This window comes from Roseobacter sp., assembly GCF_024639605.1.
Taxonomy (GTDB): Bacteria; Pseudomonadota; Alphaproteobacteria; order Rhodobacterales; family Rhodobacteraceae; genus Roseobacter.
The window spans coordinates 1-20720 of the sequence record NZ_JAHEHZ010000060.1; the positions used below are offsets into that span (position 1 = coordinate 1).

Consider the following 20720-nt stretch of genomic DNA (forward strand, 5'->3'; position numbering starts at 1 on the left):
TCTACCGCTGAATTGATCTCTCCGATACCGCCTGACTGTTCTTTTGCAGAAACTGCTATTTCGGAGACATTCTGAGAGACATTTGTTATGCCTTCCAGAATTGTGGAGAGGGCCTGGTTGGTCTGGTCAATTAATGAAACACCTTTTTCGACATGATCCGTTGACTGAGTAATCAATGTCCCGATTTGAAGAGCAGCCTCGGAACACCGGTGCGCCAGTATGCGAACCTCAGACGCTACTACTGCAAAGCCACGACCTGCTTCTCCCGCACGCGCAGCTTCAACACCGGCGTTGAGCGCTAGCAGATTTGTCTGAAATGCAATTGAGTCGATCACTTCGACAATCTTGGAGATATCGCGCGAAGATCCTTCGATTTCGCTCATTGCCGAAACAGCATCCTGCATGACTGTGCGGCTTGCTTCCGTATCGCGTTTTACAACTTCAACCGTCGAAGAAGCATCGGATGCACCTTCTGCTGCAGAAGTAACACTGCTTGTCATCTGACTGAGAGCGGCAGCGGTTTCCTCCAGTGTCGCAGCAGAGTTCTCTGTGCGGCGAGAGAGATCCAGAGAAGATGCCGCAATTTCCGCACTGGATGAGTCGATCACTTCGGCACTCAGGCCAATGCGTCCGATAAGATCCGCAAGATTGCTGACGGCCTCATTGTAGTCCTGTCGTAACGTTTCATACTCCCCGGGAAATTCGGTCTCGATTATGTGCGTGAGATCTCCGACGGACAAGCTTTTCAAACTGGACGCGAGTTGCGAGACGACAACTTCCTGCTCTTCGGCACGCGCCTCGCGCTCTTCTTCTGCAGCACGGCGAAGTTCTTCCTCTCGCGCACGCTCCTGTTCTTCCCGTTCGCGCTCTTCTCTCTCGCGCAATTCTTTTGCATTTTGTGCGGCGATCTCCGCGTCGCGTTTCAGCTTTTCTGATTCCCGCTCTGCTTCGTTCAAGTCAGCCTGTCGCGCTTTTTCCTCTTCCTGCATCCGCTGGCGTTCTAGCGATCCTTCGCGGAACACCTGAAGTGCTCTTGTCAGTTTCCCGATTTCCCCCTTGTAACGCTCAGTACCTTCGATTTCTGAAAGATCACCGGCAGCAAGCCGTTGAGTAATGCCGGTGACCCGGTTCAGGGGTCTCGTAACCATCAGCCACACGAAAACAGGCGCTGCCAGTACAATCAGGAGGCTTAGAAATCCGATTTGTTGCATACGCTGCCGCGCCGCGGAAACTTCAGCGTTCAGTTGGTCTGCTGCAAGCTCAATCTGCGTTTGCGACGCGCTCGCGAATTCACTGACGGCGACCGCGATGTCACGTACAGCCTCGGCGGCAGCCGTCGTTGCTTCTGCAGCATTTCGCTGAGCGTCAAAAGCGGACGCACGGATTGCTGATATTCCGGTTTCTGTATCAGCAACCGCGAGTATGGCATCGAGGTGGGCTGCAATGTCAGGACTGATCTCTGATTTGGCTTCCGTAAGAAGCTGACCGGCCGACTGTAGTTCAGCCTCCCGCAAACTGAGTTCATAGGGATCTCTGGCAAGTGCCGATTGCATCGCCGCAGCGAAAAATGACTTAGTTGCGGCATCTACTGCGGCCTGATCCCGGATCTGGGTAACCTGGTCGTCCATAAGAGTCTGTATAGCTGATGCGTTCTCTTCCTTTGCGGACTCGCTGTTGATTACGAAATCGAAATAAAGGCTGTCGAGAGCTGACGAGAGTGCGGCATCCACACTCTGACGTTGCGACAAGGTCTCCGCGATTCCTGTTCCGCGCCCGCGCGACGCGATTGTACTGCTGAAAAATTCATTGGACGCCGTCAGGGTTCCGGCGAGGTCAGCGATGGTACCGGCTTCGTCAATTTGCGCAGCAAAGATACCCAGGCGCTCTGATGCTGCGCTTCCCAGATCCTGCAAAATCGTCACCATGGCCGTGTCACGCGTCTGAAGGATACTCAGTGCAATGCCGGACAACAGATTGACTTCCGAACGCGCGCCAAGAGCTGCCTGAAAAATTATAAAGTCTTTCTCGATGAGCTGAGTCAGCGTGGCGTCGATGCTGCTGATTGTATCTTCCGCGCCGATCACAAGATCGAAATAGGCATCATCGGTGGCGGTGGTCAGAAGCACCGTCGCCTCATTTGCCAGTTCGAGCGCAGATTGCACAGCTTTAGCGACCCCTTCCGCACTGCGGAACTCTTCGCCGCGCGCGGCGGTGAGGGTTTTGAGCGCTGCAGCCACCCTGTCGATCTTGCCCGTCAGCTCAGTCTGTTGTTCGGGCCCGAAGGCTTCCGCAGCTGTCCGGATGTCTCCGAGGATCAACGATGTTTTGAACGCCAGCTTTTCCAGATTTTCCGGTTCAGACGCGATCAGAATATCGGAAAGCACAGCGCGCAGCCGGTCAGTCACGGAGACGACCCCTGCACTGTCACGCAATTCGGGCAGGCGTTCTTCTGACAGAACAGCCATGTTCGTCGCAATAGACTGAAAGACCATCCAGCCGATCACGATTGCGGCTGCCGTCATCGCAGCCAGCGAACCGAAAATCAGAAGCAGTCTGACCAGAACCGAACCAAAGAAATCTGAAAGGGTGCTGCGCATTTTTACCTCAATTAATTCTGTTCTTTTGCTCTGACCGGATCAGCCGGCAACGTTTTGCAGGTGCCCGCAATTCAGCGGGCACCCGGAAACAGGATTTTGTCAGCTGCCGGGGCGCATTGCGGTGAACGAACCGTCTGCTTCAATGCGCGTGAGGAAAACGTCGTCAGAGCCCTGATTGTCGCCCGGCCCGAAAGTCATAACCATGCCGCCCATATCTACTGTGCCAAGCGAGCTCATCGCTGCCATAAAAGTTTCCCTGGTGAGGTCCTGACCGGCTTTGCGCAAGCCTTCGATTGTCAGGCGACCGGCAACATAGCCTTCAAGCGAAACGAAACCCGGTTCGGCTGTCGCATCGAGTGCTGAAAGTGCGGCCTGGTACTCGGCCACCACAGGCAGGTTGCTGTCCCATGGCTGGGGAACCACCTGACTGATGATCACGCCATCACCATCCGCACCAAGCTCGGTTGCCAGTGCTTTTGACCCGACAAAAGAAATCGTCACAAAGGTGACATCCATTTTCATCTTGCGCGAAAGTTTTACGAATTCTGCCAAAGGCTTATAAGCACCCACCATGACAACCGCCTGCGGTTTCGCCTTGCGGATTTCCAGAAGCGCCGATTTCACAGCGACGGTATTGCGGGTGTAGCTGCCTTCAGCAACCAGAGACATGCCCCGCGCTTCGAGTGCCTTAGTCACACCTGACAGGCCGACCCGGCCGAAACCGTCATCCTGATAAAGAATCGCTATGTCAGTCAGACCCTCGACATCGACCAGATGATCAATCCACGCCTGCGTCTCTGCGTCATAGGTGGCGCGGACATTTACGACATTCGACAACTCAGGTGCGCGCAGGAATCCGGCGCCCGTGAAAGGTGCGATCATGGGCATCCCGGCGTCAGTCGCAATTGGCTGGGTGGCTTTGGTGGTCGGTGTGCCAACGGGTCCGACGAGGGCCAGGTAGTCGCCGCTGTCGATCACTGACCGCGTTTCGGTGATCGAGCGGTCAGGTTCATAACCATCATCAATGCTGGTCAGCGAAATCATACGCCCGTTGATGCCACCTGCACGGTTGGCTTCTTCAAAGGCCGCCATCATCCCCTGCCGCATGCCGGTCCCCAGCGCGCCGGCGGGGCCATCCATTGCCGCGACCTGCGCGAGGTTGATGGTGTTGTCTGTGACGCCCTGCCCGGCGGCGAGAGGGCCGGCCACAACAAGGGCTGCAGCGAGAGCTGTCATTCGCGTTAAACTGAACATTTTTGAGAATCCCGGATACTGTTGAAACTGCACCCTGTTAGCCCGTCAGTATTGAAAAAAGATTTAACATCCTGCGGATCGCTGTGGTGAAGCCGCCCCGGTGGACGATCAGACAAAGGCACGTCAGTCTTGTGATGTGCCGGAATAATATATCTTTCAGGGGGTTAGGTGATATTTTGAGTGTGGGGTAATAGCCTGAACCCTGGTTTTCCTTCCCAAACAACGATTGCAATGTCTGTATTTTGCAGTCGCGTGATGACGGATGACGCCGCAGAAAAATGTTTTACCCGTCTGACTGCTCCTGTAGCCGGTCGGCTTTTTTGCGCACCAGAACCGAGCGCAGATCGTGCATCGCCAGCAAAAGCTCATCGGTTATGGCCTCAAGCTCGTCGGGTTCCGCCTTTGATTGCGCCCACTGGGCCGTCAGGTTCAGGTGGTCAATCGCCCTTCGGATATCGTCCAGATCCCGTGCGGCAAGAATATCGCGACGCGCTGCCATCCAGGATCTGATTTCGTCGAGATCGCCCTGGGAAAGCTCGCGGTTGCCCTGCGGGCGGATCTCGCCGTTGCGGATATTGGCGAAGGCGATCTGGTCCATATCAATGCGGCGCTGGCGGTTGCCGGTATCGACCCGAAAGACTGCCGCACCGTTCTCGCGTACCCGGAAATAGTACTCTGGCAGGTCGCCGCTCATACCTCGCTCCTCAGTCCGTCAACCCTGCACAAAAGGTCTGGATGCGCGTGCAGGCCTCTTTCAGCGCTGTGTCCGAGGTCGCATAGCTCACCCGGAAATTCGGGCTCAGGCCGAAGGCCGCACCGAAAACAACGGCAACTCCGGCTTCTTCGAGAAGGGCCGCCGCAAAGGATTCATCGTCAGTGATCTTCGCCCCACCTGCGGACGTTTTGCCGATGAGACCGGCAATTGAAGGATAGACGTAAAAAGCGCCTTCGGGCGTCGGACAGGTTACACCGTCGATGGCACTCAGCATCTCAACCACCAGATTGCGGCGGCGCACGAATATTTCATTGTTCGATGCGATATAATCCTGCGGGCCGTTCAGCGCTTCGACAGCGGCCCACTGGCTGACAGAGCAGGGATTCGAGGTACTTTGCGACTGGATTTTTCGCATCGCAGCTATGAGTTTTTCCGGCCCCGCAGCATATCCGATCCGCCAGCCGGTCATCGCATAGGCTTTGGACACGCCGTTCACCGTCAGCGTGCGGTCAAAAAGACCAGGTTCCACCTCGGCCGGTGTGCAGAACGTAAAATCATCATAGGCCAGATGCTCGTACATATCGTCAGTCATTACCCAGACATGCGGATGGCGCATCAGCACATCGGTCAGCGCTTTGAGCTCGTCACGGTCATATCCGGCACCTGTCGGGTTGCTGGGAGAGTTAAAAATGAACCATTTTGTTTTTGGCGTGATCGCAGCCTCAAGCGCTTCGGGGGTCAGTTTGAAATCCTGCTCCAGCGTGGCGGTCGCAATGACCGGCTCACCACCGGCCAGCAGCACCATATCCGGGTAGCTCACCCAGTAGGGTGCGGGGATCACAACCTCTTCACCGGGGTTGAGTGTTGCCATCAGTGCGTTGTAAAGGATTTGTTTACCACCTGTACCCACACTGACCTGGGAGGGAGTGTAGGTGAGACCGTTGTCGCGCTTGAATTTATCGCAGATCGCCTGCTTCAGCTCTGGAATTCCGTCGACGGCGGTATATTTGGTTTTGCCGGAGTTGATCGCCGAGATGGCTGCCTCTTTGATATTCTGCGGGGTGTCAAAATCCGGCTCGCCTGCGCCAAGACCGATCACATCCCGTCCGGCGGCTTTGAGCTCGGCGGCTTTCGTGGTCACGGCGATTGTTGGGGACGGTTTGACACGAGCAAGTGTCGCAGAAAGCAATTCCATAGCAGCCTCCGGTTGATAGGACTGAGGCGCATTCATAGGGGGGGACCCCGCCCCGATCAAGCGGGATCGGCATAAAGGAGATTTCAGAATGAATGACGTTCATGACTGGTACGGGCCTGAGACGGCTACATTTGGCGACAGAGTAGCAGCCGCACGGGAAACGGCCGGTATGAGCCAGAGTGAACTGGCGCGCCGTCTGGGTGTCAAATCAGCATCACTGCGCGCATGGGAAGATGACCTGAGCGAGCCGCGCGCGAACCGTTTGTCGATGATGGCGGGGCTGCTTAACGTATCAATCATGTGGCTTATCAACGGCGAGGGCGCCGGTCTTGAAGCCCCTGCGGGTGAGGCGGATCTGCCGTCATCATCACACGAGTTGCTCAACGAAATCCGTGAAATCCGGGCGGATATGTCGGCGCGGGTGGAACAACTTGGCCGACTGGAAAAAAAGCTGCGTCTGACGTTGGTGGCTGAGGTTCATGACTGAGCCGCGTGATCATAAAATCCGGCGCCTGAAAATGCGCTCGATGCGCCGTGGCATCAAAGAAATGGATCTTATCCTGCAGCGCTTTGCAGAAGCGAATCTCGACGCCATGAGTGATACCGGTCTGACCGTCTATGATGCCATGCTCAGCGAAAATGATCATGATCTTTATCAATGGGTTACAGGGCAGGTTGCAACTCCGGACACCTACGCTGAAATGATCTCCGAAATCGTGGATCAACTCCCTCAGGTCGGGACCTGAAAACACAACGCGCGCAGTTTTTCCGGGTTTTTAACGAAATATTGGCCTTTCCGACTCATTTTCTGGTCACACAAAATGAATCGGAGCGTGTTTATGAGTATTCAGGATCAGATCCCGGCACCGCTTGCCGCGTCGGGGCAGACACAGGGCTTTATGGTGAACTACCTTGAGGCCCTGTCGCTTGTCGAGCGGCTGCACCGGCTGCTTCTGGATGTTATAAAAGATGAGTTCGAACGCGTCGGCGTGCTTGAGATCAATGCAGTCCAGGCGCTGTTATTGTTCAACATCGGCGATCACGAAGTCACCGCCGGTGAGCTTAAAAGCCGTGGCTACTATCAGGGAAGCAACGTCAGCTATAACCTGAAAAAGCTGGTGGATATGGGGTTTATGCATCATCAGCGCTGCGAGATCGACCGCCGGTCGGTGCGAGTGAAGCTCACCGATAAAGGATGCAAAATCCGTGATGTCGTGGCAGCTCTTTTTGCGCGTCACGCGGAAGGCCTCGAGGATAAAGGTGTTCTGGGCCCGACCGGAATTGATGACATCACCCGCTCGCTTAAACGCATGGAGCGCTACTGGTCTGATCAGATCCGTTACATTTACTGAAGCGCGCCGATGGCCAGCACGCTGAGTTCCCTGAGCAGTTTCTGTGTCATGGCTGCCTGATAATCCTCAAACCCAAGGGCCGTCTGTACAAAAGCATCCGGCCCGGCGATCACCTCTGCCCTGAAATATGAGGAGAGTTCGCCGATATCTGACTGACGCCTGTCTCCGTAGGCGGGCGCATCTGCACCGATCACAAGCCCGTTTATCGTAAGGCCACCGGTCGCGACATGATCTCTTACGTCACGCGGTCGCGGACCCTGATTGGATTTGCCGTCTCCGGAGATATCAAGCGTCCGCTTCCAGCAATCACTCCGGCCCGCCAGAAGTGCTGCGCCAAACTGCATGGCAGTGCCGAGGGCTGTTCCCGGCGTGGAAACGCGACGTTCCGCCCGAGCGAGTGTCAGACTGATGTCGCGGAGATCATCGTGATCAGTGATTGCGGTCCAGGGCACCAGCACAATCTGATCGTCAGGCCCGCTCCATTCAAAAACAAGCATCGATACGGGCGCGCCGGGCTGCGCCAGCAGGACCTGCATTACCTCAGGATCGTTCAGCGCGGCAACCAGCCCGTCCAGCTGTAACCGGTACTCGCGCAGATCAACCGACCCTGAAACATCGAGCCCGAGTGCCAGTGCCTGCCGGCACTGAGCGGTTGCACCCTGCGCGAGACCGCAGGACAGAGCGGCTGCAATGATCGCGGCACGCATCCTCGTCATCCTTTCGGCGGCACCCCTGGCGCAGCCCCGATGACTGGCGGGGTCAGCTCGCGCTCAAGTTTGCGGCGCATTGCACGTTCGTAATCCTCAAAGCCCTGAGCAATCTCCACAAAGGCACCAGGCCCGTAAACAACCTGGCTTTTGTAAAAGGCGATCAGCCCGGTCTCGGCTTCGTAATCTGCGCCATTGACCACCAGCCCGTTCACCGTGACGCCGTCAAAAGGAAATGCGGCATAGGCCTGTCGCGGACTGAATCCTTCGTTGTTCTGCCCGTCGCCCGAGATATCGATGGTCTTGTACAGACACTGTGGCGCCCGCTCCAACAGCCCTGCGCCATAGCCCAGAGCATAACCCATCGCAGTAGGGAAATCATTATGGCTTCTCTTGGACCGCGCAACGATCCCGGCTACGCGCAGGAGCGACGCCGGGCTGTTGATCAGGGTCCAGTCCAGGATCAGCTCCTGATTATAGCGTCCCGACCACTCAAATACCGCAAGTGCTACGGGCTGACTGGTGGCGAAGAAAGCAGCCGATACTTCCGGGGCGGTCAACGCGGAAACCAATCCCCCCCGCTGCAGCGCATCTTCCGAGGCATCAACCGAGCTTGAGACATCAAGTGCCAGAATGAGCGCCAGCCGGCACCCGTCAGCCGGCGCACTGCCGGCTGACAGAACAACCGCAAAACAGGCCTGCCGGATCACCAATGCCCGGTGTTTTCCATGCTGGACCAGGGTTCGGCAGGTGGCAGATCATCGCCTTCCTGAAGAAGCTCGATCGAAATGTTGTCGGGTGACCGGACAAATGCCATATGACCGTCGCGCGGTGGACGGTTGATTGTAATTCCTGCGTCCATAAGCGTCTGACACATCTCGTAAATATTGTCCACGCGATAGGCCAGATGCCCGAAATGGCGGCTGTCATCGGGCAGGGCGTCGTCGCCATCCCAGTTATACGTCAGCTCGATGGGACACTCTTCCTGACCGGGGGGGGCCATGAACAAAAGCGTAAACCGCCCCTTTTCGTTATCATAACGCCGTGTCTCTTTAAGCCCGAGCAGCTTGTAGAATTCGACCGACGCGTCGAGGTCTTTCACCCGGACCATGGTGTGCAGATATTTAAGGCTCACGCTGTTACTCCTGTATTTCTGACGTTGTGTGTAATTCTAGCATGCCCGCGCGGGGTTGCCACCCGGGCGCACCGATTCGTGACAGCCCGGTCCTGGTGCTGCTTTTTTCGATCCGGCCCCCGCAGTCATCGCTTTGCGCCGTCGTTTCTTTGCGGATATGTCTGGTGAGGGAACGAGTCTGTGACTGCGTCGGCAACCGGGGAGACGAACCTTGCAACAATACCATGACGCGCTGCGCACCGTTCTTGAGAAAGGCACCGCCTCTACGGACAGGACCGGGACCGGGACAACGTCGTACTTCGGGCTGCAGTGCCGCTATCCTCTCAGCGATGGGTTTCCGCTTGTTACCACGAAAAAGCTGCACCTGCGGTCCATTGTTCATGAGCTGCTGTGGTTTCTGTCAGGCGATACGAACATCCGTTACCTGAAGGAAAACGGCGTCTCGATCTGGGATGAATGGGCTGATGAAAATGGCGATCTTGGCCCTGTTTATGGCCACCAGTGGCGGCATTTTCCCAAAATCACAAAAACAGATGATACCGATGCCCGGGCACTGATCGGCGAGGTGGATCAGATCGAAACGCTGATCCGCGCAATCCGCGACACACCGGACAGTCGCCGGCTGATCGTATCTGCTTGGAACCCCGGCGAGGTGGACCAGATGGCTCTGCCGCCCTGTCACACGCTCTGGCAGGTGCGGATCATCGGTGGCAAGCTGCATCTGCAACTTTACCAGCGGTCGGCCGACATGTTTCTGGGCGTGCCGTTCAACATCGCATCATATGCCCTTTTGCAGGTGATGCTGGCGCATGTCACGGGTTATGAGCCGGGCGATTTTGTGCACACGATGGGCGATGCACATATCTATTCCAATCATATGGACCAGGTGCAGACACAGCTGTCACGCGACCCAAAGCCCCTGCCGCAGCTCCGGCTGAGGCGCGACGTGTCTTCGGTTTTTGACTTCCGGTATGAAGATTTCGAGTTTCTTAATTACGACCCGCTTCCGGCGATAAAAGCCCCGGTCGCCGTTTGATATGCTGACACTTGTGGTCGCCCGCGCGCGCAACGGCGCAATCGGCAAAAACAACGAAATTCCATGGAATGTGCCGGAGGACCTCAGGCTGTTTCAGCGCGAGACTCTCGGCGGCGCGCTGATCATGGGCCGCAGAACATGGCACAGCCTGCCGGTCAGACCGCTGCCGCGCCGGCTGAACTGTGTGATCTCGCGCGATGCCAGCCTCGCTGATATGGTGCGTCAGGATCTTCCGACCGCGGTCCGGGATTGCTATGGCGCGGGCTACACACGGATTTACGGCGTCGGTGGCGAGGCGGTTTACGCCGGACTGATGCCACTGGCCGACAGGATGGTGATCACCGAGGTCGACACTGATATTGCTGCAGCAGACACATTCTTTCCGGAGGTTGACCCTGCAGAGTGGACAGAACTCAGACGTTTTGACCTGCGCACGGAGGGCCCCGCCTGTCAGGTGCGCGAACTGGTTCGCGCCGGCTCGCGCACAAACCGCGGGTCCTGACGACGTGACCGACCGCGCATGTCTGGCAGGACGATACCTTATGCACACCCGCCCGGCACATGTTTAACCTTGCCGATCCTCCCCCCGGTTTCGCCTCGGATCCGTTCCCTGTATACGACCAGTTGCTGACCCGTGCGCGCGTTTGCCCGCAACCGGACGGATCATTTGTGATTTCAGGGCACGCGGATCTGTCAGTGATCTACCGCGACACATCGCTTTATATCTCCGATAAGAAATCAGTATTCGGACCCAGGTTTGGCGAGGGCTCGCCCCTTTACCGCCACCACACAACGAGCCTTGTGTTTAACGACCCGCCCCTGCACAGCCGGGTCCGCGGGATAATGTCGTCGGCACTCGCGCCCAAAGCGATCGCGCGGATGGAGCCGGCGCTGGAGACCTCGGTGCAACGTCTTCTCGGAGAGTTGCCCGCCCGCCCAGATCTGATCGGCGATTTCGCAGCACGCATTCCGATCGAAGTCATCGGCAATCTTCTGGACATACCTTTATCAGAGCGTGGCCCGTTGCGCGACTGGTCCCTTGCGATACTGGGCGCGCTGGAGCCTGTCACCTCGGCCGCGCAGCGCCACTCGGGGAACGCTGCTGTCACAGAATTCAGCGCCTTTCTGAAAGACTTGATCGCCCGCCGGCGGCAGGCCCCCGGTGATGCGCAGACCGACGTACTGACCCGCCTTATTGCGGGCGAAACAGACGGGCGTCTGAGCGAAGACGAACTGGTGCAGAACTGTATTTTCATTCTGAATGCAGGCCATGAAACCACTGCCAACCTTATCGGAAACAGTCTCGCTCTGCTCTGTGATGATGAAAATGCGCGTCGTGATCTGCTTGCGGCGCCGGACCGGATCCACGGGTTTGTCGAGGAAGTGCTGCGGTTCCGCTCGCCCAATCAGTTCGGCAACCGACAGACCACCAAGGACGTCGGGTTTGGTGGCCGGACCATACCGGCCGGCACCAACCTTCACCTGTGCATTGGTGCGGCAAACCGGGACCCGACGGTGTTTGAGGCGCCCGGGCGGTTCGACATGACCCGTAACCCCAACCGGCACCTTGCGTTCGCGGCGGGTCCGCATGTCTGTATCGGTCTGACGCTGGCAAGGCTGGAAGCGCGGATCGCACTGGCCCGTTTCCTGGAGAGATTTCCGCACTTCGAAATAACCCGGCGTGTGCCCGGCGGCCGTATCCGGTTTCACGGATTTTCAGCGCTCCGTGCGGATCTGTCGGGGCGCTGAAAGATATCGGGCCGCGCACGTAACATTTGCGCGCAGCCATGTCGTTCAGGAAGACCGGTATTTCCGGTGCGGGACCGGGCCGGCGGACGCGTCAGAGCAGCTTCAGGTCGCTCGCCATCTGTCTGCCATCGCGGCCCTCTGCAAGCTCGAAGTTCACTTTCTGGTCGTCAGCGAGGCCGGTAAGCCCCGATCTTTCGACAGCGGAAATATGGACAAAAACATCCGATCCGCCGCCTTCTGGTGCTATGAACCCATAGCCCTTGGTGGTGTTAAACCATTTCACGGTGCCAGTAGGCATGTTTTCCGTGCCTCCTTTTACTTAACTTTGCAGGCTGCCCGGGCAGCGCTGCATCCTTCATTCAGGGCACAGATATTCAGAAATTCGCATGCCCGGTACTTTCAGAGATTGCCTTTTGCGGCTAAAAATCAAGGAAAACGGGCAGAAACCTCCCGGATTCACGTCTATGTTATTCCATGAGTGAGGAAATATTATGCATCTTTACGGGCTGAAAAACTGCGATACCTGCCGTAAGGCGCTGAAATTGCTGCCCGATGCTGAATTTGTGGACGTCCGGGCAGACGGTGTACCCGAAAATGTGCTCAAAGCAGCCCATGATCGCTTTGGTGATGCGCTTCTCAACACACGTTCTGCCACATGGCGGGGCCTGAGCGACCTGCAGAAAGATGCAGGTCCGCTCAGTTTGCTGCAATCACACCCTGCCGTAATGAAGCGTCCGCTGATCACCGATGGGGACGCGATGTATCTTGGATGGACCCGCGATGTTCAGACGGCCCTCGGCGTAGGCTGACCGGTTCAGGGCTGTGGTGCGCGCCGCAGCGCATTGTCGAGCGACAGGGGCCCCGCGCCCTTGACCACCAGAACCACAAGCAGAAAAACCCAGAACGCGCGCTGATCCAGAATGACCCCGTCGGGTATCCTGTCAAACCAGGCGCCCACCGTTTCCCTGTGCGCAATACCGCCGTGGCCATAAAGATCGGTCAGCGACTGGACGATGATAAAACCGATCATGCCGAGGGCGGACAGTCGGGTCAGCAGGCCCAGCACGATCAGCGCCGGCAGGATAAATTCAGCCCATGTCCCGGCCAGTACAACCGCTGTGTGAAAGGGTGAAAGCTGCGTGACGTCATATGTCACGGCCTCCATCGCTTTGGGGAAAATCTGGGCATAAGCGCCGACGGAGGGTGAAAAGAGCCCGGCAAAACCTTCTCCGAGCTTGGTCATGCCCGAAACCCAGAAGTAGATCAGCAGTGTTCCCGCGAATATCAGCCGCGCCAGCGTTGAAAGCAGCCAGTCTGCGCGCGACAGCCGGTCAAAGATGGCATTGTGCAGGGAAATCATAGGGTCTTGTCCTTTTTGAGAGTGCTCAGCGACTTGGTTTGCAGGGCTGTCGAAAGAGCCGCTGAGAGGTCGAAATCAGCAGTGTCACGCAGAGCCGCGTCATTGGCCTCTCCGAGAGTCATGCCCCGGGCCAGCGCGTCAAGCCAGGCCGCGGCCCCGGCGGGAAGCAGCACCGGCACCGGGTCAAATTCCGGTCGTGTAATCAACACATCCTGCGCCACGGCGCGCGGTTTGGGCGCACCTGCCTCGGTGTTGTAGCGCCAAAGATCAAACAGGGGCCATGACGAGCGCAGCACCCGCGTGGCCGGTGCAGGTGCCAGGCGCAGACCGGCCAGCAGAGCCGGATCCATCTGTAGTTCCGCCGGATCGAGAGCCACCCCATCAGCCGCATGATAGGATTGCCTTAGCGCCAGATCCAGCCGCGCGCAGTCGGGCAAATACCCCAGATGCGCAAGCGATGCGATTCCGCCCAGAAATTCCGGAAATTCAGTGCCGTAAAACATCATCAGCTGCGAGGTCGGCGGATGCTGACGGACATAGAGTTTTGAAAGGCCCGCGAAGTTTTCCGGTCCCAGCAGTTTTGCCACCAGCGGAAAGGCTGTCGCGAGCGCCTGGCAGAGCGAAACAGTTACATTGTTGCGATAGACCGAATACCGCGCGCCGGCCGGCGCACCGGTTGCAGATACGAGCCCCGCGGGCACCGGCGCGTCCGGATCAAGCAGCGCTTCGCGAAACTGTGCCTCGGTGACGGTCATTCCGCTGGCTGCAGAATGTCGGACGCGCGTCGCGCCTCATCTCGCAGCACCGGCCAGTCGGGCACGTCATTATCCCATTCCACAAGCACGGGCTTTGGCCCTGATGCGGCGAGCGTGTGCCGCAACAGCGCCCAGACCGGATCGACCACCGGCTTTGCATGACTGTCGATCAGCAGCGGACCGCCGTCGTCATCCTTGTCTTCATCGTGCCCGCCGACGTGCATTTCACCCACAGCGTCCAGCGGGAAGGCGTCTATATACTCTCGGGGCGAGTAGCCAAGATTTGTCGCCGAAATAAAGACGTTATTGATGTCCAGCAGCAGCCCGCAGCCGGTGCGCTTCGCCAGTTCTTTCAGAAAGTCGGTTTCCGACCAGGTGCTTTCAGCAAAGGCCAGATAGCTCGACGGGTTTTCCAGAAGCATGCGGCACCCCAGGGCGGACTGCACCTCGTCAATGTGCGCGGCGACGCGCGTCAGCGTCGCGCCTGTATAGGGCAGGGGGAGCAGGTCGTTCATGAACTCTGCCCCGTGCGTCGACCACGCCAGATGCTCGGAAAAGCTCGACGGTTTCAGCCAGCCTGTCAGATGTCTGAGCCGTGCCAGATGGTCGGGGTCTGGACGGGCTTCGCCCCCGATGCTCAGGCCGACACCATGTACGGAGATCGCAAATATTTCCGAAAGGGCGCGCAGTTGAGCCAGCGGGCGCCCGCCGTCACCCATGTAGTTTTCAGCATGGATTTCAAGCCAGGCAACCGGCCCCGGATCGCGCATCAGATCGGTGAAATGCTGCGGTTTATAGCCAACGCCGGGAGCATCCGGCAGGTGGTCATATCGCCCAGAGGTATCAAGCATGGGGCACTCCGAAGTCTGAAGCCTCAGCGGGGGTATTCAGGGTGTCCCGGCCGGGCGATGGAAAACCGCCGGGCCGGATTTCAGAAGGTGACCGGTTATGCCGGCAGATCGCGATCAAGCTCTTCAAGCGAGCCTTCGCGGGGTGTACCGTCGGCCATTTCTGGCAATTCGATTTCCATGCAGGTGCCGGCATCGACAAGCGTCCATGCGTTGCCCTGGTAATCAACCGTCGAAGTCCCGGCGCAGGTTGTACCCGGACCGGCCGCACAGTCATTGGCGCCCGCGAGCGATACGCCATAACATTTTTCTTTTGCGGCGGCCTCGGCGACTGTTGTTGTCTGGCCGACCAGGGCTGCGGCGACGGCACTGGCGATTGCAACTGTTTTCATCGTACTGGACATGGTCATTTTCCCTTATTGCGTGCCGTTACGGCAGTGACATCCCTGAAATTAGACGGTGCGCAATAAACATACCATTCACGTCCCTGTGTGTCACACCGGCGTCAGTGCCCTGTCAGCCTGGACCGGGCAATTCACGCAAAAACGGGCGGAATTGTTACAATCCCGCCCGTCTTCCGGCCCCGTGCTGCGCCGGAGCGCAGAAATGTTACAGCAGATCAGGTGGCGTGGCGTCGCGTGAAAGCGTCTTTGTTACAGCCTCCAGAGACTCTACAGCAGTCTGTTTCTCGCCCAGACGCCGGACCGTGACAGTTCGTTCCTCTACTTCACGCGCGCCGACCGCCAGAATGACCGGAACTTTGCCAACGGAATGCTCCCGGACCTTGTAGTTGATCTTTTCGTTGCGGGTATCAGCCTCGGCGCGCACGCCTGCGGCGCGCAGATCTCTCACGACCTCGTCCACATATTCGTTCGCATCCGAGATAATCGAGGCCACCACGACCTGACGCGGAGCAAGCCAGAAGGGCAGCTTACCGGCATGTTCTTCGATCAGGATACCGATGAAACGCTCGAAAGATCCAAGACAGGCGCGGTGCAGCATCACTGGCCGGTGCTTGTTGCCATCGGCCCCGATGAACGTCGCATCAAGTCGCTCGGGCAGCACGAAATCAACCTGATGGGTTCCGCACTGCCAGTCCCGTCCGATGGCATCTGTCAGCACAAACTCCAGCTTGGGTCCGTAAAATGCACCTTCACCGGGGTTCATCTCGGGCTCGATACCGGCTTTGCGGGTCGCAGCAAGAAGAGCCTCTTCAGCCTTGTCCCATACCGCGTCAGATCCTGACCGTTTTTCAGGCCGGTCAGAGAATTTCACCCGGAACTTCTCGAACCCGAGGTCGCGGTAAATGGTCGAGAGATAGTCGATATAGACGGCAGTTTCTTCTTCGATCTGATCTTCTGAGCAGAAAATATGCCCGTCGTCCTGAGTAAATCCGCGCACGCGCATGATGCCGTGCAGAGCGCCCGACGGCTCATACCGGTTGCACGACCCGAATTCGGCCATACGCAGCGGCAGGTCGCGGTAGGATTTAAGCCCCTGATTGAAAATCTGAACGTGGCAGGGACAGTTCATCGGCTTGAGCGCATTCACAGCTTTTTCGCGGGCATGCTCCTCGTCCACCTCGACGATGAACATATGCTCCTGGTATTTCTCCCAGTGCCCTGAGGCCTCCCAGAGTTTGCGGTCAACGACCTGCGGTGTGTTCACCTCGACATAGCCGCCGCGGCGCTGCTGGCGGCGCATGTAATCCTGCAGTTCGGTATAAATCTGCCAGCCGTTGGGATGCCAGAACACCTGGCCTGGCGCCTCTTCCTGCATGTGAAAGAGATCCATCTCGCGGCCGAGCTTGCGGTGGTCGCGTTTGGCGGCCTCCTCCAGCATGTGCAGATGCGCGCGCAGCTTTTCCTTGCCGGTAAAGGCCACGCCGTAAATCCGCTGCAGCATTGCCCGGTCGCTGTCGCCGCGCCAGTAAGCGCCCGCGATCGACATCAGTTTGAAGGCATCTCCCGGCACCTGACCGGTGTGTTGCAGATGCGGACCACGACACAGATCCTGCCAGTCGCCATGCCAGTACATCCGCAGCGGCTCATCCCCGGGAATGCCGTTGATCAGCTCGACCTTATAGGGCTCGTTCAGATCTTCGTAGTGGCTGATTGCGCGTGCACGATCCCAGACTTCGGTGGTGACCGGATCACGCTTGTTGATGATGTCCTTCATCTTTTTTTCGATCAGGCCGAGATCTTCGGGGGTGAAGGGCTCTGCGCGGTCAAAGTCGTAATACCAGCCGTCCCTGATCACGGGGCCGATGGTCACCTTGGTGTCGGGCCATATCTCCTGAACGGCGCGGGCCATGATATGCGCCAGATCGTGGCGGATCAGCTCGTTTGCCTGAACTTCGTCCTGCATGGTGTGAATGGCAATGGCCGCGTCCTGTTCGATGGGCCAGGCCAGATCATAATGCTCACCGTCAACCGTCGCGCTGATGGCTTTTTTGCGCAGCGAGGTCGAGATGCTCGCGGCAACGTCGCCGGCAGTCACACCTGCTTCGAACTGTCTTGAACTGCCATCGGGAAAAGTGAGAGAGACTACAGCGTCTTTCGGGGCCATCGCGGGCACTCCTCGTCGGTCTGGCGCCTACGAGACGCCCGGTTGCGGGTTATTTGCCTGCTCGATGCCGCAAGGGCGCCGGGGTGTCAAGCCGGGCCGGGATGAGTATACCGAAGAATACGTTGACCGCGACGTTTTACATGTTAAATCCGACATACCGGCATCGGGTCGGTGGGCACCTGGAGTCTGACATGCCGCGCTACAACAAAAACTTCGAGCTGAGCATTCATGACGTGGACCTGATCGAAGAGGCGCTGCGTGCGCGCGGGCGCGAGCTTTGCCGGATGCGGCTTGCACTCTCTGATGAGAACCCGGCCGATCTTCAGTCTGTGTCGGTAATTGAAGCCGACCAGCGCGAAAACGAAGAACTGCTCGGCCGGCTTCACAATCAGAAAGTGTTCTACCGCCCGGGCACGACCCCCTACGTCAGCGGCTGATCCCGCTCAGGTTACATCCGTACCTGTGATACAAAGTCAGCCGCCGCCAACTCGAAGCAACGCAGGCAACCGGCTGGTTACCGACGAGAACCAAATCTGCAAAAGTGACAAGCGGTTCCGGCAAATCAGGATGCGCCCGGTTGTTCCATTCGGGAAAACCGTCGGGGCCCGTCGGGCATTTGTTTGAACCGCCCCTTTTTACCGGTCGCGATCACCCGGGCCTTCTGCAGCACGCCCGGGTGGCTCATTATGCCAAAGTGCTGAATCCCGCACTGGTCAGACAACCGGGAAAGGCTCTGACCGGGGCTGGCGCGCAGGCAGTCGGGCAGTCGCCTGCACAACGGATCGGTAAGAGCTTTGAAAACCAACCCCTGTTTAACTCTATGCTTTCAGTCGGTCACGTGAGTTGTCAGTTTGGCGTTGCGATAGCCCGCCGCGCTGACGCATCATTGCCAAAAGGATGTGCGCATGACCTCACCTGAATTTTTCGAAACGCAACAAGGCAGGCGGCTGGCTTATCACTTCACTCCGGGTGAGGGGCCCTGCGTCGTGTTCCTGGGTGGTCTGAAGTCCGATATGGAGGGCACTAAAGCACTGCATCTTGAGGCCTGGGCGCGCAGTAAGGGGCGTGCTTTTCTGCGATTTGATTACTCTGGCCACGGCCTTTCATCCGGTGAGTTTGAGGATGGTGCAATCGGCGACTGGGCAGAGGATACGCGCGCCATTACCGATGCGCTGATTCCCGGTCCCATGGTCCCGGTGGGTTCATCAATGGGGGGCTGGCAGGCACTGTTACTGGCCCGGGCCGTGCCTGAAAGCATCGCCGGCCTGGTCACGATTGCAGCGGCGCCTGATTTCACCGAAGACGGCTACTGGGCGTCCTTTTCGGATACGCAAAAAACACAGCTTAAGACAGAAGGGCGCGTCGAGCTGCCGTCCGATTACATGGAGCCCTACGTGGTCACACAGCGCATGATAGCCGACGGCCGCGACAACCTCGTTCTGCGCTCACCGCTTGATCTGCCCTTTGCCGTCCGCTGCCTTCAGGGAACGGCCGATACTGCGGTGAGCACGCAGACAGCGCTGCGCCTTCTGGATCACGCGACAAGCCCGGACATGCGACTGTTGCTGGTCAAAGATGCAGATCATCGGTTTTCCGACGGGCCCTGCCTGGGGCTTGTTGAGGCTGCTGTGACCGATGTGCTCACCCTTGCTGACAGCTGAAAGGCACCGGAATGGACCAGCGCATCGGCCTGATTACCCCTGGCGCCACAGACATAGCGTCGCTGGCGGAATTTCACGAAAGCCCTGGCTGGAAGCGGACACCGGCACCTCACGGAGTGGTTGCATTTGATCTCCACGGACAGACGTCGGGTCTCTGCCCGATCGGCAAACCGGCCGAAGACATCGGCGCGTCGCCGGGGACCCTTGGCCGGGGTGCCGTGACGCTGGCGCATAATCTGCGTACGAAAGATGAGGTCGCGGTACTTCCGGGACGTGCCGACGTGGCCGGAGGGCGCATCCTCAAACCTGCACAGGACGTCTTCCGTGGCAGGCACCACGGATACTTCGCTGATCCCGAAGGCCTCATCCGGGAGATCGCTTATAATCCTGTCTCTCCCCAGCGCGCTGATGGCGCGTTCCGCCGGACCGGATACGGAGAGGTGGACTGATGCGTCGCCCGGCCAGCATGCGGAGCCTCGAGACCCTCGGGCGTGTACGTCTTTCCAGACATTTCTATATGCGCGATTTCCTGTGCTCGGAGATCAGTAACTTTCATGGTATTCCGAACATTCCAGACGATCCTGATCTCGCCATCGAAAACGGTCGCCGGCTCTGCACAGAACTGCTTGATCCGCTGGAAGAAACCTTCGGACGCATCGCCATCCGCTCAGGCTACCGTTCGGCTGCTCTGAACAGGTTCGGTAACGAAAACGGTCTTAACTGCGCACGCAACGATAACCCACTTGAATGCCACATATGGGATCGCGGCTCGGCAGATGAGGCGGTTGCGGGCACGTCTCTTGTGGTGCCGTGGTTCGCGGAACGCTATGCTGCGGGCAGCGACTGGCGCGATCTCGCGTGGTGGATCCACGACCATCTGCCCTATTCCGAGATGTGGTTTTTCCCAAAACTCGCGGCGCTTAATCTGACCTGGCGACCAGTACCTCAGCGCACGATTTCAAGCTATATCGCTCCCCGGGGGATGCTCTTGCGCGCCGGTGAACAAAGTAGTGAGACAGCGGCGGACCGCAAAGCGCGCTATGCGGATTTCCCGCCCCTGCGTGGGATCGCTTACCCGTGAAGGATCGGTTATCTTGTGGATAACCCGTAATTCTGACACCATATGTAGATTGATTGTTGACCCTCACGCCGCCTTTTGCGCAGACTGTCCGATGTTTCGGGGGAGTGATTCATGTTCAGGGCGCTGGTGCTGTCGTCTGTTCTGTTTGCGGGATTTGCTGGCATCGCCGCGGCGCAGGCCTGCGGGAAGAGCTATCAGGTGCGCCCCGGAGACAGCCTCTCGGCGATCGCCGCGCGTCAGTACAACAACGCTTTTTTGTGGACTGATCTTTACGCGGCGAACCGGGACGTCATCGGACCGGACCCTGATCGTATTTTTGTCGGTAGCCGTCTGTCGCTGCCATGCTTTGGCGACGAGGACCGAGGCACGACTGCACCGGAACTGACTGACGCCGATCCGGTGCCGCTCCTCCTGACCGACCCTGTCGGACCCGAGGTGAAACCCACTCCGCCCGCGCCGGTTATCGTGACACAGACCGCCACCCTGCCGCCCTTTGTCGATGCCCGACGGGCAGGGGGTGGCATGATAACAGAACTCATCCGGAAATCACTTCATGCAGGCCTTCCCGGCCGGGACGTGGAATTCAGCGGTCCCGGCATCGCTGATGCAGCGCTGGTGTCCGATCTGATTTTCCCTGTCATTCGGCCTGATTGCCCACCCGGTGCGCGCAGCACTTTCTGCCAGGATTTCCTCTATTCCGATCCGCT

At 58.2% G+C, this 20720-nt stretch carries 25 protein-coding genes; 12 read left to right on the plus strand and 13 right to left on the minus strand.

Annotated features, from left to right (window positions below; genetic code table 11):
- The 4 genes from Q0M35_RS09680 to Q0M35_RS09695 all read right to left on the minus strand — a co-directional run.
- A partial coding sequence (locus Q0M35_RS09680) for a HAMP domain-containing methyl-accepting chemotaxis protein (RefSeq protein WP_295314617.1) occupies nucleotides 1-2405 on the minus strand: 2405 nt, incomplete at its 3' end.
- Nucleotides 2406-2696: 291 nt separating this feature from the next.
- Entirely contained in the window at nucleotides 2697-3851 is a 1155-nt protein-coding gene (locus Q0M35_RS09685; protein ID WP_295314619.1) for an ABC transporter substrate-binding protein, read from the minus strand.
- Between the two features lie 283 nt (nucleotides 3852-4134).
- Nucleotides 4135-4545 (minus strand): hypothetical protein, encoded by a 411-nt coding sequence (locus tag Q0M35_RS09690; protein WP_295314621.1) that lies wholly within the window; start codon nucleotides 4543-4545, stop codon nucleotides 4135-4137.
- Between the two features lie 10 nt (nucleotides 4546-4555).
- Nucleotides 4556-5761 carry a pyridoxal phosphate-dependent aminotransferase gene (locus Q0M35_RS09695; protein WP_295314623.1) on the minus strand — a complete coding sequence of 402 codons (1206 nt, stop codon included), beginning with the start codon at nucleotides 5759-5761 and terminating at the stop codon, nucleotides 4556-4558.
- An 88-nt stretch (nucleotides 5762-5849) separates the two neighbouring features.
- Here Q0M35_RS09695 and Q0M35_RS09700 point away from each other — a divergent pair, with 88 nt between their 5' ends.
- The 3 genes from Q0M35_RS09700 (at nucleotide 5850) to Q0M35_RS09710 (ending at nucleotide 7113) form a co-directional block, all read left to right on the plus strand.
- The gene (locus tag Q0M35_RS09700) at nucleotides 5850-6248 is read left to right on the plus strand and encodes a helix-turn-helix domain-containing protein (RefSeq protein ID WP_295314625.1); all 399 of its coding nucleotides are present in this window, start codon (nucleotides 5850-5852) and stop codon (nucleotides 6246-6248) included.
- Nucleotides 6241-6507, plus strand: a complete 267-nt coding sequence (locus tag Q0M35_RS09705; protein WP_295314627.1) for a succinate dehydrogenase assembly factor 2 — start codon at nucleotides 6241-6243, stop codon at nucleotides 6505-6507. Before Q0M35_RS09700 ends, Q0M35_RS09705 begins: the two co-directional genes overlap by 8 nt.
- Nucleotides 6508-6600: 93 nt before the next feature.
- On the plus strand, nucleotides 6601-7113 hold the full coding sequence (locus Q0M35_RS09710; RefSeq protein ID WP_169641320.1) for a winged helix DNA-binding protein: 513 nt from the start codon (nucleotides 6601-6603) through the stop codon (nucleotides 7111-7113).
- Here the strand turns inward: Q0M35_RS09710 and Q0M35_RS09715 are convergent.
- The 3 genes from Q0M35_RS09715 to Q0M35_RS09725 are packed head-to-tail and all read right to left on the minus strand — an operon-like array spanning nucleotide 7107 to nucleotide 8955.
- The gene (locus Q0M35_RS09715; protein ID WP_295314630.1) at nucleotides 7107-7820 is read right to left on the minus strand and encodes a DUF1194 domain-containing protein; all 714 of its coding nucleotides are present in this window, start codon (nucleotides 7818-7820) and stop codon (nucleotides 7107-7109) included. The genes Q0M35_RS09710 and Q0M35_RS09715 overlap by 7 nt on opposite strands.
- Before the next feature lie 5 nt (nucleotides 7821-7825).
- Nucleotides 7826-8530 carry a DUF1194 domain-containing protein gene (locus Q0M35_RS09720; RefSeq protein ID WP_295314658.1) on the minus strand — a complete coding sequence of 235 codons (705 nt, stop codon included), beginning with the start codon at nucleotides 8528-8530 and terminating at the stop codon, nucleotides 7826-7828.
- The gene (locus Q0M35_RS09725) at nucleotides 8527-8955 is read right to left on the minus strand and encodes a VOC family protein (protein ID WP_295314631.1); all 429 of its coding nucleotides are present in this window, start codon (nucleotides 8953-8955) and stop codon (nucleotides 8527-8529) included. Before Q0M35_RS09725 ends, Q0M35_RS09720 begins: the two co-directional genes overlap by 4 nt.
- Nucleotides 8956-9166: 211 nt before the next feature.
- On the opposite strand from Q0M35_RS09725, the gene Q0M35_RS09730 reads away from it, so the two are divergent.
- Genes Q0M35_RS09730 through Q0M35_RS09740 form a run of 3 tightly spaced genes read left to right on the plus strand, consistent with a single transcriptional unit; the run spans nucleotide 9167 to nucleotide 11740 of the window.
- Entirely contained in the window at nucleotides 9167-9991 is an 825-nt protein-coding gene (locus Q0M35_RS09730) for a thymidylate synthase (protein ID WP_295314633.1), read from the plus strand.
- A 1-nt stretch (nucleotide 9992) separates the two neighbouring features.
- Entirely contained in the window at nucleotides 9993-10493 is a 501-nt protein-coding gene (locus Q0M35_RS09735) for a dihydrofolate reductase (RefSeq protein WP_295314635.1), read from the plus strand.
- A gap of 59 nt (nucleotides 10494-10552) precedes the next feature.
- Nucleotides 10553-11740 carry a cytochrome P450 gene (locus Q0M35_RS09740; RefSeq protein ID WP_295314637.1) on the plus strand — a complete coding sequence of 396 codons (1188 nt, stop codon included), beginning with the start codon at nucleotides 10553-10555 and terminating at the stop codon, nucleotides 11738-11740.
- Nucleotides 11741-11831: 91 nt separating this feature from the next.
- Here Q0M35_RS09740 and Q0M35_RS09745 read toward each other — a convergent pair whose 3' ends face one another.
- Nucleotides 11832-12038 carry a cold-shock protein gene (locus Q0M35_RS09745; protein ID WP_295314639.1) on the minus strand — a complete coding sequence of 69 codons (207 nt, stop codon included), beginning with the start codon at nucleotides 12036-12038 and terminating at the stop codon, nucleotides 11832-11834.
- Nucleotides 12039-12231: 193 nt separating this feature from the next.
- Between Q0M35_RS09745 and Q0M35_RS09750 the strand changes: the two genes are divergently transcribed.
- Nucleotides 12232-12549: an ArsC/Spx/MgsR family protein gene (locus Q0M35_RS09750; RefSeq protein WP_295314641.1), complete on the plus strand. Its 318-nt coding sequence runs from the start codon at nucleotides 12232-12234 to the stop codon at nucleotides 12547-12549.
- A 5-nt stretch (nucleotides 12550-12554) separates the two neighbouring features.
- Here the strand turns inward: Q0M35_RS09750 and Q0M35_RS09755 are convergent, their stop codons facing one another.
- The 5 genes from Q0M35_RS09755 to thrS all read right to left on the minus strand — a co-directional run bounded on the left by Q0M35_RS09755 (nucleotide 12555) and on the right by thrS (nucleotide 17271).
- On the minus strand, nucleotides 12555-13100 hold the full coding sequence (locus Q0M35_RS09755; RefSeq protein WP_295314643.1) for a DoxX family protein: 546 nt from the start codon (nucleotides 13098-13100) through the stop codon (nucleotides 12555-12557).
- Nucleotides 13097-13855 carry a DNA-binding domain-containing protein gene (locus Q0M35_RS09760; RefSeq protein WP_295314644.1) on the minus strand — a complete coding sequence of 253 codons (759 nt, stop codon included), beginning with the start codon at nucleotides 13853-13855 and terminating at the stop codon, nucleotides 13097-13099. Before Q0M35_RS09760 ends, Q0M35_RS09755 begins: the two co-directional genes overlap by 4 nt.
- Nucleotides 13852-14706, minus strand: coding sequence for a DUF692 domain-containing protein (locus Q0M35_RS09765; protein WP_295314645.1), 855 nt, complete (start codon nucleotides 14704-14706; stop codon nucleotides 13852-13854). The genes Q0M35_RS09760 and Q0M35_RS09765 overlap by 4 nt, the downstream gene beginning before the upstream one ends.
- Nucleotides 14707-14801: 95 nt before the next feature.
- Nucleotides 14802-15107, minus strand: coding sequence for a DUF2282 domain-containing protein (locus Q0M35_RS09770; protein WP_295314647.1), 306 nt, complete (start codon nucleotides 15105-15107; stop codon nucleotides 14802-14804).
- Nucleotides 15108-15312: 205 nt separating this feature from the next.
- Nucleotides 15313-17271 (minus strand): threonine--tRNA ligase, encoded by a 1959-nt coding sequence (gene thrS, locus Q0M35_RS09775; protein ID WP_295314649.1) that lies wholly within the window; start codon nucleotides 17269-17271, stop codon nucleotides 15313-15315.
- 191 nt (nucleotides 17272-17462) lie between these two features.
- On the opposite strand from thrS, the gene Q0M35_RS09780 reads away from it, so the two are divergent.
- The 5 genes from Q0M35_RS09780 to Q0M35_RS09800 form a co-directional block, all read left to right on the plus strand.
- The gene (locus tag Q0M35_RS09780; protein ID WP_295314651.1) at nucleotides 17463-17708 is read left to right on the plus strand and encodes a hypothetical protein; all 246 of its coding nucleotides are present in this window, start codon (nucleotides 17463-17465) and stop codon (nucleotides 17706-17708) included.
- A 468-nt stretch (nucleotides 17709-18176) separates the two neighbouring features.
- Entirely contained in the window at nucleotides 18177-18932 is a 756-nt protein-coding gene (locus Q0M35_RS09785) for an alpha/beta hydrolase (RefSeq protein ID WP_295314653.1), read from the plus strand.
- Nucleotides 18933-18943: 11 nt separating this feature from the next.
- Nucleotides 18944-19381, plus strand: coding sequence for a VOC family protein (locus Q0M35_RS09790; RefSeq protein ID WP_295314655.1), 438 nt, complete (start codon nucleotides 18944-18946; stop codon nucleotides 19379-19381).
- Nucleotides 19382-19398: 17 nt separating this feature from the next.
- Nucleotides 19399-20013: a hypothetical protein gene (locus Q0M35_RS09795; RefSeq protein WP_295314660.1), complete on the plus strand. Its 615-nt coding sequence runs from the start codon at nucleotides 19399-19401 to the stop codon at nucleotides 20011-20013.
- A 111-nt stretch (nucleotides 20014-20124) separates the two neighbouring features.
- On the plus strand, nucleotides 20125-20720 hold a 596-nt coding region (locus tag Q0M35_RS09800), incomplete at its 3' end, for a LysM domain-containing protein (protein ID WP_295314656.1).